The organism is Streptomyces sp. NBC_00996, from assembly GCF_045162675.1.
Taxonomy (GTDB): Bacteria; Actinomycetota; Actinomycetes; order Streptomycetales; family Streptomycetaceae; genus Streptomyces.
Genome location: NZ_CP108723.1, coordinates 10,517,929 through 10,531,383, shown reverse-complemented (window position 1 = coordinate 10,531,383; position 13,455 = coordinate 10,517,929). Strand labels below are relative to the sequence as shown.

Annotated in this window: 9 protein-coding genes; 2 read left to right on the top strand and 7 right to left on the bottom strand. The window is 69.5% G+C overall.

Going from position 1 to position 13,455, the window contains the following annotated elements; all coding sequences use genetic code 11:
• Positions 1-90: 90 nt before the first annotated feature.
• On the top strand, positions 91-261 hold the full coding sequence (locus OG390_RS48810; RefSeq protein ID WP_406178411.1) for a hypothetical protein: 171 nt from the start codon (positions 91-93) through the stop codon (positions 259-261).
• 104 nt (positions 262-365) lie between these two features.
• Here OG390_RS48810 and OG390_RS48805 read toward each other — a convergent pair whose 3' ends face one another.
• From OG390_RS48805 to OG390_RS48790, 4 genes are all read right to left on the bottom strand, one after another.
• On the bottom strand, positions 366-848 hold the full coding sequence (locus OG390_RS48805) for a DUF6114 domain-containing protein (protein ID WP_406177134.1): 483 nt from the start codon (positions 846-848) through the stop codon (positions 366-368).
• 151 nt (positions 849-999) lie between these two features.
• On the bottom strand, positions 1,000-1,623 hold the full coding sequence (locus OG390_RS48800; protein ID WP_406177133.1) for a DUF6230 family protein: 624 nt from the start codon (positions 1,621-1,623) through the stop codon (positions 1,000-1,002).
• A 501-nt stretch (positions 1,624-2,124) separates the two neighbouring features.
• On the bottom strand, positions 2,125-2,355 hold the full coding sequence (locus OG390_RS48795) for a hypothetical protein (RefSeq protein ID WP_406177131.1): 231 nt from the start codon (positions 2,353-2,355) through the stop codon (positions 2,125-2,127).
• Between the two features lie 138 nt (positions 2,356-2,493).
• A complete protein-coding gene (locus OG390_RS48790) occupies positions 2,494-5,352 on the bottom strand; it encodes an AAA family ATPase (protein ID WP_406177129.1) in 2,859 nt (952 codons plus the stop codon).
• Positions 5,353-5,510: 158 nt separating this feature from the next.
• On the opposite strand from OG390_RS48790, the gene OG390_RS48785 reads away from it, so the two are divergent.
• Positions 5,511-7,046 carry a 4-hydroxyphenylacetate 3-hydroxylase family protein gene (locus OG390_RS48785; protein WP_406177128.1) on the top strand — a complete coding sequence of 512 codons (1,536 nt, stop codon included), beginning with the start codon at positions 5,511-5,513 and terminating at the stop codon, positions 7,044-7,046.
• Between the two features lie 19 nt (positions 7,047-7,065).
• On the opposite strand, the gene OG390_RS48780 is transcribed toward OG390_RS48785, so the two are convergent.
• The 3 genes from OG390_RS48780 to OG390_RS48770 form a co-directional block, all read right to left on the bottom strand.
• A complete protein-coding gene (locus OG390_RS48780; RefSeq protein ID WP_406177126.1) occupies positions 7,066-9,285 on the bottom strand; it encodes a LuxR C-terminal-related transcriptional regulator in 2,220 nt (739 codons plus the stop codon).
• 509 nt (positions 9,286-9,794) lie between these two features.
• The gene (locus tag OG390_RS48775) at positions 9,795-10,283 is read right to left on the bottom strand and encodes a flavin reductase family protein (protein WP_399091039.1); all 489 of its coding nucleotides are present in this window, start codon (positions 10,281-10,283) and stop codon (positions 9,795-9,797) included.
• Between the two features lie 127 nt (positions 10,284-10,410).
• Complete coding sequence (locus OG390_RS48770; RefSeq protein ID WP_406177125.1) at positions 10,411-13,344, bottom strand: BTAD domain-containing putative transcriptional regulator; 2,934 nt, start codon at positions 13,342-13,344, stop codon at positions 10,411-10,413.
• Positions 13,345-13,455 lie beyond the last annotated feature (111 nt).

The window sequence follows — 13,455 nt, the reverse complement described above, 5'->3', positions numbered from 1 at the left end:
CGCCCCCTCCGGTCGATGAGCTTGACCTTGGACCGTACTCCACTGTTTAGCGTGAGACGTCGCTGTCACGAGACCAACAGGAGACTCACGGTGATCCGTCTCTTCACCCCCTCCCACCCCACCTACCTACGCGTCGTGCGCGCGAGCGCCTGGTACGACCTCGTCGTCACGGCGGGATTCGCGGCGCCGTGGACGTACGCGCGTGACGTCTTCGGGCGGCCCACCAAACAGAACAGCACCTTCCAGAACGGGCTCTACTGACCACCTCGAAGTGCCCGACGGTGATCACGGGCGCCTTCGGCGAGTTCTCGCCCGGGCGACGGAGCTGGGCATCTGGGCCGCACCCGGCTTGACCGGTCAGATTGTCAACTGCCACGTGGGCCCTCGCTCCCAGGAGAGGTCACAGGTGCCGAGGCTGCTGTGTGCTCCACCTCGGCCCCCGACGGGGAGGGGACCCAGGCACAAGCCAGGGAGCCGCCGACAAGGCCGAAGAACAGTCCGAAAAAGAGGCCCGCGAAATTGGCGAGGGGGAAGGAGACGAGGGTGAGCAACAAGCCCGCGACCCCGACGAAGACGCGCACCTGCTGATGGAACCAGAGCGTGATGCCCAGGGTCATGAGCAGGATCCCGATGATCAGTGATGCGGCACCGGCCGTGGTGGACAGTGCCACAGGAACGCCCTCCAGCGTGATGTGGACGTAAGGGAAGTAGATGATGGGCGCCCCCGCCGAGAACATGAACAGGCCGGCCCAGAACGGGCGCCCACCGCGCCAGGTCCTGAATCTGCGTCGTGTGCCGTCGAACCTGTCGCGTAGTCCTGGGCGGGTGCCGAAAGGCTCGTTGATCACGTGCGGCTTCCAGGGTGAAGGAGTGGGTGTCGCCTGCGACGGCCCGGTACGTCGCGTCCATGCGCGTCCGGTCCCAGCCGATCGGGTACGGCCGGCTCGGTCCACGACCGGGCCCGGCACGGGGCCCGGGGCCGCAGCGGCGGGCGCGGAGTCAGAAGCAGTTGTGGCTGCCCCGCTTGAGACTCAAGTCGAGGTCAGGAACGTTGAGAGTGGCAGCCGAGACCGCAACCACTGTGGAGCGCACGTCGGTGAGGGTGGCCGATTCGGCTTGCTGGGCAAAGCCATTGGGATCGAAGAGCCCCGAGCGGTCACCCGGATCGATCGGACCCTTGGTCACCGAGCCGGCGGCGACACCGATGTCGATGTCATGGAAGGTCGACCCACCGGCCGCCAAGGATGTCATGTCGAGGAAGATGTCCCGCGCGTCGACCGGCTCACCACGGTCGCCGCCGGTGAGTCGCAGGGTGTACAGGCCCAGAACCGGGACTTCCATCGCTACGGACTGGCACAGGCTCTTGATCGTCGCATGCCTGGCGCCTGTGACCACGACTGGCACATGGCTACCCTTCCTGGTCACGTCCACCACGCCGTAGATACTCAGACCGCGAATGGCAAATGTGTCTGCGGCGACCTGGAATCGGTCGCCGGAGATGAAGAACGACGCGGCCAGTGCACCTTGCGCCATACCGATACCCAAGGCCGCGGCGGCCACCGTGCCCGGAAGCAGAAAAAGGGAGAAACGCTTCCACCGCGTCCTGCCGCAGCCGTGCGACATGCCGTGCCTCTCTCGTATGAAATGCAAGCCGCCCTCAAACACACCGTGCCTTCGGACAGGCTCGTCCGCCAAGCGGGACGGCGGCATTCCGGTCGCGAATCAAGCCTCGCAGGTACCGACCGTCCGGCGCGGACCACGGCCCTGCGCCTTGGATGGACTCTAGAGTGCGGACAGGGAAACCAGTCGGCACGCCAGCCCGCCCAGATGGGTGAAACAGAGTCACCGCATCGCCGCCACCCGCCGCATACGTCCCGTTTGCCGCAGGCGCCAAAGGGCTGGCGTACGGAGGACAATTCATTCCCCAGACCCTGTGTTCGGGGTGGGGCAGTACTCGGACTTCTTCCATTGGTATGAAAGTGGCGAGTGGCGCACTACGTTCGTGTGCCCGCGGTGAGGACCAGTTCCGCGACGACCCCGACCCGGCGGAAGAACCGACTGCGTCGAGGCGGAGAGCGTTGGACATCTCGCGCTGCTCGGGATGGCGATCGGCGGGGCCAAGGTTCAGGCCCCGCACGGGTACACCCTGGCGCTGTGGACCGCAACCGCGTTGACAAGGACATCGTCTGGGCGCAGACGGCTCCAGGGCCGGGTCTGGGTGTCGCCGCCCACCGTGTGGAATACGACGTCCACGTCGGCCACGTGGTCTTCGAACCGGTTGCCCGCATAGTCGATGGCGTTCCGGGCGCCGAGGCCTCCTCGTCGGTGTCCGCGTACCGCGCGCATCGTGTTCATGAGGCGGTCACTTCCTGATGAAAGGCGGTGCCGTGCCGGTGGCCACGCCGTCGCGACCAGCATCACGGGTACGGCCGGAGCCGGCATCGCCCATTCAAGGCATCCTTGCCGCCGCGCCCTGCCGGTCGGGGGCACCGCTCAGTCCGCCCCGTCGGCGACACCACCCCGTTCGATCGCCAGCCGGGTCAGTTCGACTCGCGTGTTGATACCCAGCTTGGTGAAGATGTGCTTCATGTGCGTGTTGACGGTGTGCACGGACACGAAGAGCCGGTCGGCGATGGCCCGGTTGGTGAGACCGTCCACGACGAGCGGGATCAGTTTCCGCTCGGATTCGGTCAGGTTCCCCCACTCCGGGGGGCCGGTCGTGTGGTGCCGTGGGGCGCCGGTGCGCACGCCGAGCTGTCGAAGGCGCCGCCTGATCCGTTCGTGATCGCGCAGGGCTCCGGAGGCCGACGCCAACTCGCCCGCTTCTTCGAAGTACGGGATCGCCGGCGCAGTATCGGCTGATGCGGCCATGACCTCGCCGAGGTCCTCGCAGGCCGCGGCCAGGGCGAGCGGCCTGCCGGTGCTCCGGTAACCGGTGATGGCGGACGCCAGTGCATGGGGGTCGCTGTGGAGCAGGCCGTCCACGTGGGCGCGGACTGCCCCGATGATCTGCTGGCTGTTGTCCTGTGCGGTCAGGCTGCGCAGTGCGCCGGACACGGCCTGCGCGACCGACGGGTCCTCGCCGCGGAGCGCGATGCGCACGATCGCGGGCCAGTGGGAGGGAGGTACCGCAAGCAGCCGCGTCGGCTCGCGGTCTCCGAAGCTGCCCGTCAGTGCCGCTGTCGCTGTGGCATCCCGGCCCTCCGCGTCCGCCAGACTGGCGCGCGCGAGCGACACCCACAGGCCGTACCGTTGCGGGTTCGTGCCGGAACCGGCTTCGGCGGCGCGGAGATGGCCATTGGCCTTGGCGAGGTCACCGCGTCTGATCTCCACCAATGCCAGCACGGAGCGGGCCTGGGGATTCGGCTGAGTGATCTCGAGTTCGTCCGCCACCGTCAGACTGGCCTCGGCCTCCACGGCCGCGTCGTCCAGCGCCCCCTGTTCGAGGAGCGCGCAGGCGCGGCTCGCATGCCAGTGGGGAAGTGACCAGCCGAGGCCCAGCGCCTCCGCTTCGCGCTGTCCCTCCCGCAGAATCCGCTCGGTGTCCGCGAGGCGGTCGGTGGCGGTCAGCACCGTGGCCAGCCACAGCGCCGGAATCCGCGGGGGGCGCAGGTAGAGCACGGCGAACTCGGTGCCGGCGCGTCGGGTGGCCTGCTCGGCAAGCTCGAGGGCGCGGGCAAGGCGCCCGCGGTAGAAGAACGTCTGCGACTGGAACACCATGGCGCTCACGACGATGGCCGGATCGTTGCTGCGGTAGGAGGCCTCGACCAGTCCGGTGTCGGTCCGCTCGGCAGCGGTGATGTCCCCGAGGTACACGTGGCCCGTCGCTTTGGTCTTCAGCAGTCGGACGCGCAAGTCGGGCGGCAGCGCGGGAAGGTCCAGGGCCTGCTGGAGGTGTGTCATCGCGGCGGCGTCGTCGCCCGCGGCCTGGTGGATCTCGGCGGCCACCAGGCGCAGGCTCGCCTCCTGCGGCGCCTCAAGAGCGTCCGACAGGGTGGCGTCGACCAGGTCGAGCGCCTCGTGGACCCGGCGGGTCCGGCCGAGGTACTCGGCGGCGTCGGTCAGCAGGGTGATCCGGCGCCGGTCGTGCGGGGGCAGCAGTCCGGCGACCCGCTGGGCGAAGTCCGCGGCCGCGTCGGGGGCCGTCGACGACAGTTCCCGTACGGCGGTGTGCAGTGTGGTCACGGCGTCGTCGTCGACCGGGCCGCCCGACATGACGACGTGCCAGACCACCTCCGCCGATCGTGCCCCGGTGCCACGCAGACTGTCGGCCGCCTCCCGGTGCAGAGCGGTCCGTACGGCCAGCGGCAGGTTCTCGTGGACAGCCTGCCGTAGGAGGTCATGGCGGAAGGCGAGTCGCGGGCCGTCGGCCGAGAGCAGACCGGCGTTCAGGGCGGCCTCGACGCCCGACAAGAGGCTGCCGACCTGTCTGCCGAGCATTCGGGCGGCCGTGCCGAGGTCGAATTCGCGGCCGAGGACGGACCCGATCTGGAGCAGGTGCACGGCATCCTGCGGGAGCCGTTCCAGACGCGCGGCGACACTCAGCCGGAAACCGACGGGGATGCCGTCGTTCAGGAGGCCGGCCACGCCCGCCTCCAGTTTGACGGCATCCGTGTCGGCAAGAGAGCGCACCAGTTCAATCGCCAGGAACGGATTGCCCGCGACGCCTCGCAGGAGCCTGGCCAGACCGGGTGACGGCTTCGCCCCGAGCACATCGGCCGCGATGTGCTGCAGCTCCTGCTGCGGCAGGGGGCCGAGGGTCAGCCATCGGGCTCCGAGGCGTTCGAGGTCCTCCCGCACCCGGGCCACGGTCGGCCGCTCGGTCTCCGACCGTACCGCCAGCACCCACAGGATCCGCGAGCCGGCCATGCGTGCAGGCAGGGTACGGAGGGCGAAGAGCGTAGCCGGATCCGCCCACTGCGCGTCGTCCACGACCACGGCCACCGGGGCACGCTGGGCCCGGTCCTCCAGAGCGTCCGTGATGCTGTCCAGCAGCCAGAGCCGCTGGTCGTCGGTGGGTGCGGCGGATCGGTGGGAACCATCGGAGGACTGCAGGGCGGACTGCAGGGCGGCTCCTGCGGCGTACTGGTCGAGCTCGTCGGCCCGTACGGACACCACATCGAACCCGAACCGCCGCGCCATCTCGTCCAGTTCGGCGAGCAGGCGGCTCTTGCCGACGCCGGGCGCGCCTTCCACGACGACGCAGGCGCCCCGTCCACCACGCACCGCTTCCAGGGCCGCGCGGATAGCCACGATCTCGCGGTCTCGTCCCCTGAGGCGCAGCCCGGTCATGGCCTGGTTCCCGCGCCCGTGCCCGCGGGCCCGGTCGCCGGCGGGGTCTGTGCTGCGCATGGGGCAAGCATGCCGCACGGCCACATCGCCCTCAACGACGGTTCCCCGGTGATCGACGCTTTCACCCGGGTGATTGCCGATTCCGCGCCGTCCTGTCACCCCGCCGCGACGCATGCTCCGAACTGTCCAGATCTCTTGCCCCCGGAGAGGAGCACGACGTGCGTACAGGCAAGGAATACTTGGCGGCGCTGAACGACGGCCGCACGGTATGGGTGGGTGACGAACTCGTCGACAACGTGGCCACGCACCCCAAGACCAGGGCGTATGCCCGGAGCCTCGCGGACTTCTACGACCTGCACCACCGCCCGGACCTCCAGGACGTCATGACGTTCGTGGACGAGGAGGGCATCCGGCGGTCCATGACGTGGTTCCAGCACCGCTCCAAGGAGGACCTGCTGCGCAAGCGGCGCTACCTGGAGACAGTGCAGCGGGAACTCGGCGGCGGGGCGATCCCGCGCACACCGGATGTCAACAACTACGTCCTGCTGACCTACGTCGACGACCCGGAGCCCTGGAGCAGCCAGTCCGTCGGGACCGACGGGCGGGACCTCACCGAGGGGATCCGCGACTTCTGGAACGAGGTGCGGGACGGTGACCTCAACGCGACGCCGGCCTTCGTCGACCCGCAGGCGGACCGCTCCCGCGATTCCGCACAGGCCGAGTCCCCTGCCCTGCGGGTGGTCGGCACCTCGGACGAGGGCATCACCGTGCGGGGTGTGAAGTCGATCAGCACCGGCGCGGCCTTCGGGGACGTGATCCACATCGGCGTCTTCTACCGACCCGGCATTATTGCGGAACAGATCATCTACGGGGCGGTGAAGGCCAACACCCCCGGGGTCACCATCATCTGCCGGGAGAGCAACGTCCGGGACGGCGAGGAGGTGGAGCACCCGCTCGCCTCGCAGGGTGACGAGCTGGACAGCATCATCGTGTTCGAGGACGTGCTCATCCCCTGGAACCGGGTGTTCCACATCGGTAACCCCCAGCACGCAGCGCTGTACCCGCAGCGCGTCTTCGACTGGCTGCACTACCACTCGCTGGTGCGTGCGATGGTGAAGGCCGAACTGATGCTCGGTCTGGCCCTGCTGATCACCGAGCACATCGGCACCTACCAGTTGCCCCCGGTGCAGGCCCGGATCGCCCGGTTCGCCGGCTTCCTCCAGACACTCAAGGCGCATGTGATCGCTTCGGAGGACGAAGGGTTCTTCACTCCCGGCGGCATCTACAAGCCGAACGTCCTGATGTTCGACTTCGGGCGGGCGTACTACATCGAGCACATCACCGAACTGGTCCACGAGCTCATCGACCTGTCCGGTCGCGCCGCGCTCATCTACCCCACCGAGGGTCAGTGGCAGCAGCCCGAACTGCGGCCGTGGCTGGAGGCGCTGCAGACGGGTCCGGTCGGGAGGCCGCACGACCGGCTGAAGATCAGCCGAGTGATCCGCGACATGTTCCTGTCCGACTGGGGCGACCGCATCAGCACTTTCGAGAACTTCAACGGCACGCCCCTGTTGGCCATCCGCAGCCTCACCATGAAGCGCGCCGAGATGTCCCCGAGCGGCAGCATGGCAGACCTCGCGCGCAAGGTCTGCGGCATCGAGAGCGTGAGCGACGACGAGGACAAGGAGACCGCGTACAAGGCTCAGGCGGACTACGCCCGACGCCAGGACGCCTCACGCCTGAGCGCCTCGTAGCAGGATGCAAGGGCCCGGGTCAGAGCACACCGCACTCCCGGGCCCTTGCGACCGCTCCGCTCCTGTCGTGCGCGTCGAGTTTGCGGAAGATCGCGCGTACCTGTGTCTTGACGGTGTTGTGGGACACATAGAGCTCGGAGGCGATCTCACGCAGCGTCAGCGGACCGCACAGGGCGCGGAGCACTCGGCGCTCCCCCATCGACAGGTCCTGGGAACTGGGCCCGGCAGGGGTCACGGCCGTGCCCTCACCGGTGCGCTCGAGCAAGTCCGCCAGTACCCCTGGCGACTCGCACCGGGCCGCTGCCCGCTCCGCCGCCTCACGGGCCTCGCGGGCCGCGTCCGCGTTGTGCCGCGCACTCTCAAGTCGCGCCCGCGTGAAGTGGCACAGGGCGCGTACATGGGGTTCGCTTCCGGTCTGGGGCGAGCCCGCCAACGCTGCCTCCGCGCCTGCCAGAAGCTGTGCGGCCTCTTCGATCTCTCCCTCTTCGAGGAGTAGACCGGCTCGGCCGATGTAGGCGGACACGGCGACGAAGTGCCCGCCCAGGCCGGTCGTCGCGGCCGCCCGGAGGGCCTCGTCGCTCAGCATGCGCGCCTGCTCGTGCCGTCCGGCCAGCAGCGCGCACACCGCCCGCAAACCCAGTGCGCGGACGAGCACCAGGCCGTGCCCGGCGGCATGCGCATCACGGGTCGCCTCGCCGAGCAGCGCCTCAGCCTCCTCGTACCGGCGCGTCCACAGCAGTGCGGTACCGCGGGCCGTACAGACCAGGGCACGCCAGGAAGTCAACGGCATGGTGCCGGCAACGGCGGATTCGCCAAGTCGGTCGGCGGTCAGGATCTCCCCCTTCAGATAGCAGGCGACGGCCTCGGCGACGGCTGCGGCGTCGGAGACCGTGCTGCCCTCGCCGACCATCTCCGGTCCTGTCTGTCTGAGCTGGGCCACGTCCAGCCAGCGCCGGGCTGTTTCCGGGGCGCCCCCCGAGAGAGCCGCCATCGCCGCGACGACGCACAGTCTCGCGTCGGCGGCGACCGTGCGGGGCGGCAGGAGGTCCAGCCAGTGCGAGACCTCCGCACTACGGCCTGCCGAGATCGCCTTCTCCCAGCCGTCGAGGACCGACGCGACGGCCGCGGACTCATCGCCGCCCAGCACCCAGTGCCGTACGGCCGCCGTCGTCTCCCCCTGTCGGGAGTACCACTGAGCTGCCGCCTCGTGCAGGGACACGACGGTTGCCGGTCCTTCGGAGTCAAGGACGTCGGACAGCAGCGGAGACAGTGCTCGGTGATGCCGGTACGCCGACGGATCGACGGCGACAGGCACGAGCAGTTGCACGGTCCGTGCGAGCCCGCGCAGCAGTATGCCCGCCCGGTCCCCGGCGAGGGCCTGGCACGGCCCGGCGCTCAGCTCGTCGAGCACACTGGTGCGCAGCAGGAACTCGCGCTGTTCGGTGGTGAGCCGGTCCAGCACCTCGGTGGCCAGATACTCGGTGACCGCTTGTCTGCCGCGCGCCAGGTTCCCTGCCGTATCAGCCTCGTTCATCGAGCGGGCGAGGGTGCGCCCCATGATGCACAGCCCCGCCGCCCATCCCTCGGTGGCCTCGTACACCGTGCTCGAAGCGTCCGCGGTCGGAGCGGAGCCGAGCAGACCGGTGAGGAGTGCCCGTGCTTCCTCGGGGGTGAAAGCCAGGTCGTGCTGGTCGAGTTCGGCGATCAGACCCTGGGCGCGCAGGGTCGGAAGGGGACTGCCGGGAATGTGCCGGGTCGACAGAATGATGCGGAAGCCCTGGGGAAGCCTGGTCAGAAAGTCCGCCAGGCTACGGACCGCGTCGGCGTCCGAGATGCATTCCAGTCCGTCGAGGATCAGCGTGAGCGGTCCCTCTCCGTCCAGTCCGGTCACCAGACCTGGCAGGATCTCCTCGAGCCATACGTCGAGCGTCCACTCATCGCAGTCGAGGCGGGCGGGCAGCTTCGGTCGTACCTGGTGCAACGCCCGCAGGATGCCGGCCCAGAGCCGACCCGGGGCGTTGTCGTACGCGTCCAGGCTGAGCCAGGCGCACTCCCGGCGAGCCGCCGGGCCTCGCGACCACTCGGTCAGGAGCACCGTTTTCCCGGCACCGGCCGGGGCGGAGACCACCACCACCGGCTCGGTCGCCGCGTCAAGCCGACGCAGCAGACGCGGGCGTGTCAGGAGATGCGGGGGCTGGGCCGGAGGATGCAGTTTGAAGGTCGGCACGGAGCTGGTCATGGCACCTGCAGTGGAGTCGTCGGGACGAGCGGAGCCCCCGACGTCCATGGCTCGCCTCGCAAGAGCCGGACTTCGGGGGCGGTAGCGGGCCGGTCACGGGCCCCGCAGCGGCCTCTTCGGACCGCTGCCACCCGTGCCAGTGCCGCGTCAGCCAGGGTTTGCCCGCTAAGGAGCGGCGTCCGGTGCGTGCTCTGGGGGTCCCCCCGGCCGAAGGCTGGGGGAGTGTCGGCCGGAAGTCCTCGTACTGGATGTACTTGGGCTTTCGGCCGGTGCGGCGAGCGGGGGCACCTCCCACGCCCTTGAGGCAGTGGGGGAGCGTGCCGGGCGTCGCGACGGGGCGAACCTCGGCTGACGCGGCGCTAGTGTCCTGCGCCATCAATTCGTCGTTAGTTCTTGGTGCCCCACTGCCGCCGACTTGGCCGAATACTCGCAGGCCGGGGCTGGATGGGCGGACAACCAACCCGGCCGGGCAAGGCGCGAATCCACCGACGAACTTCTGGCGCAGCGCACTAGTGCGGAGCCTTGAGCACGCCGAAACCTCCCGCGAAGTGGAGCAGCGGTCGGCAATCGACCGTGTGTGCGCAATAGCGGACGTCACCCACGAAGATGGTGTGATCGCCGCCGGGGAGCGCCTCGGCGACATCGCACACGACAGCCGCGATGGCGTCCTTCAACACCGGCACACCGTGATCGTCGATGGTCTCGACGCCCGCGAACTTGTCCGGCTTGGAAACGGCGAAGTTCCGCGCCAGGGCCTCGCTGTCCTCGCCGAGGACATTGACGGCGAAGCGGCCGTGCTCCGCGATCGCGGCCCGCGTGTACAGGTGGTTGCTGATGCATACGAGCAGCTGGAGCGGGTCCAGGGACAGGGCGGACACGGCGCTCGCCGTCATGCCGATGGGCGTGCTTCCGGAGCGCGTGGTGATCACGCTGACACCCGTGGCGAGCCGGCTCATCGTGGCTCGGAAATCGACTGTCATGTCAAGGGTCTCAATCATCGGACGACCTCCGTGAAAGTGGGGCTGGGCCCTGGTGCCTGAAATGAACTGTGCAACTCCGGCTGTTAATGCCGGAGAAATCGCGGCTTACGCCGGGCACCACCCGGCATTCACACGGTCTGACGGCTCATCGACGCAGTCGGTCGACCAGGCGTCTCAGGTCCGCGGACGGCGGCACTCCGAGCTCCTTCATGGCGCGCAGGTAGCCTCGGTACAAGTCGAGCAGTTCGTCGTCGGAGCCGACCGCTTCCGCGGCGCACAGGGCAAGCCGCCAGGCCTGTTCCCGGTACGGATCGCTGTCCAGCACGACACGCGCCAGCCGACGGGCATCCCTGACGCGGCCGAGGTGCAACGCGACGGTCGCCGCGTCCACACGGGCGTGCATGAGCGCGGCGTCGAGTTCGGCGCGTCTGGTGTCGAGCCAGTATGTCGAGAGCGAGTCGAAGTAGGAGCCGCGTTCGGCGATGGCCAGGGCGCGCTGGAGCGTGTCCCACCGGTGCTCGCCGTCCTGCCGCGCGGCTTCCGCCAGCAGTCGCTGGAGGGTCCCTGAGGCGCTCAGGACCGCGGACGCCGGTGTCAGCCGGTACACGTCACCGTCCTGAAGGAGCGACAGCCCGTCGGGCAGCACCTCGCGCAGTCGGTAGACGGCCTGCCGAAGGTAGCTGCGCCCGGTCGCGTCGCTCCGCCCAGGGAACAGCTCCTCCAAAAGGGCCTGCCGTCTGGCACTCGCGGCGGGCCGGGACAGCAGGTAGGCGAGCAACTCGACGCTCTTGGCCAGACGCGGGTGGACCTCCCGCCCGTCGACGACCAGCCGCACCGGGCCGAAGTCCTCCTGCGTCAGTCGGGGTACGGCGCACCCGGTCACCGGTCTCGCGGTCGAGAGAGCGGACACGAGCTCGTGCCAGCGTGAGGAGTGCGTGGGTTCCGCGTCGGCTCGACGCACCGCGACGGACGGCACGTCCTCCAGAGCCTGCAACAGCAGATTGCGGGGACCCTGGGCCGTCGCGACCTCCAGAGCCAGGTCGGCAGCGGTATCCGCGCCGTCCTCATCGCCGGTGCGCCACAACGCCTCGCTCAAGTAAACGGCCGCCGTGGGAAGTTCCAGACGTCTCTTGCCCGTGCGCATTGCGGAGACCGCGGTGGTGAGGTGGGGCACGGCGTCGTGGTCGCGGCCGGCCAGCAGCAGCTCCAGACCTCGCCAGACGCCGGCCAGTTCCGCGGTGAGCGCATAGCGCGCGCACCCTCTGCGCTCCGCCTCGGCAAGCGCCCGAGCCGCTCGCGGCAGGTCGCGATCCAGGCGCAGGGCCAGTTTTGCCTCAAGGAGCAGGCTGAGGATCTCGTACACGCGGGAACCGGTCGATGCGATCCGCTTTCGCCCGGCCAACAGTGCGGCCCACGCCTCGTCCCGGCGTCCGACATCCGCCATCAACTCAGCGGCCTCGAACGCCGCCAGCCAGACGGGCCCCGGTCCATTTTCGACCGCCGCGTACGCCTCCTCCGCCTGGGAGATACGTCCCTCGGCGCGCAGTGCGGCGACCGTCCATGGCGTCCCCGCCACTCTCCGCCAAGTGCCGGACACGCTGTCCTGCACTTCGCGCAGTTGCCCAGACCTGTAGGCGACGCGCATCACCATGGCCTCGAGGGGTCCCGCGACACGGTCGAGAACGTCCGGGGCAAGCTGGGGTGTGCTGTTGTCCGCCAGAGCCAGCACAGCACCCGCGATGTCGCGAGGGTGCCCCGGAGGCATGACGGCCAGGATCTCGCGCGCCCCCTCGATCCTCCCCACGTGCCAGAAGCACCACACCAGCAGGGCCAAGTCCTCCTCGCCGCCCGGTTGGTCGGCGAGACCGCTCCACCACGCACGACCGTGGTGGTCGGCCAACTGCACGCCTCGCCAGCACTGTTCGAGCCCGAAGGCTACGCGGAGCGCCGCTGAGGCCAAGCTGGGTGTGGGCGCCGGGCGCATGCGGTCGAGCCAGCTCTCGGCGGTCGCCAGGTCGAGTCGGCCCAGTACGTCGGGCAGGGCACGTTCCGCGGCGTGTCGGGCGGCGTCGGTGTCGCCGCTCATGAGCAGCTCGGCCACGGCATCCTCATGGCGCCCCCGGCCCTGGAGCAACGTGGCGTACCCCCGACGCAACACACGCAGAGTGTTCTCGTCCAGGCATTCGATCTCACGTTGGAGATGGTGGCGGAACCGCGGCAGGGCGGTCATCCGGCTGCCGTCCGGGGACCAGATGAGCGGCAGCCGTCGGCCGCGGAGGGCGGCCATCGTCCGGTCCGGCGAAGCCAGTCCGAGGGCATTCGCCTGTTCAGCCGTCACGCCGTCGTCGAGCAGGCTCGCGCGGACGAGCAGTGACACCTCCGCGGGCATGAGCTGGGCCAGCAGCTCGGCCGCGAGGCACTCGTGCTGTGCGGCGGAGGCGGAGGGGTCGGCTCCCCACCAGTCGTACAGGACTCCGGTGACCCAACCGCCCGTCGCATCCACCAGTTGGGACGGATCGCCACCTCGGTCGATGCCCCGCAGGGCTTCGGCGGCTTCGGCGGCTTCGGCCACATCGAAGGCCAGGTCCCCGTCCTCGAGGAAGGCGACGCGATGGATATCGCCGAGACCTCCGAGGCCTTGGGGCAGATCCACTCGGGAGACGAGTACCAGCCGCGGCCCGTCCGGCAGACTCCCGACCAGTGCGTCGAGCAGCCCCTGCGCACCAGCGCACCCACCGATCGTCTCCACGCGGTCGAGCACCAGCACCAGTTCCGTGCCGACGAGCATCCTGGCGAACAGGACGCCGGTCTCCGACGCTGAAAGCCCTCGCGCCAGTGCCCCGGTCAGTGCGGTCGCCGCGGCGGGCACATGGGGCTCGACGGCCGCCTTGAGAAGGCGCGTCAGCGCCGGTCCGTCGGTACCGGGATCACCGGCACCGGCATCGACGTTGCCGGGTATCCCGGCGAGCGATACCCAGGCGACGGGGCTGGACAGCGCGTGAGCGGCCTGGACCGCGGCGGTCGTCTTGCCCGACCCCGCCGAAGCCGCCATGACGAGTACCGGGTACTGGTCCAGCAACTGATGGATTGTGCGGACCAGCCTCGGCCGGGGTATGACATGGCTGGGCAACCGGGGCAGGACACCACCCGTGTCACCGGGATCGCTGCTCCTCATGGATGACCGCCTCTC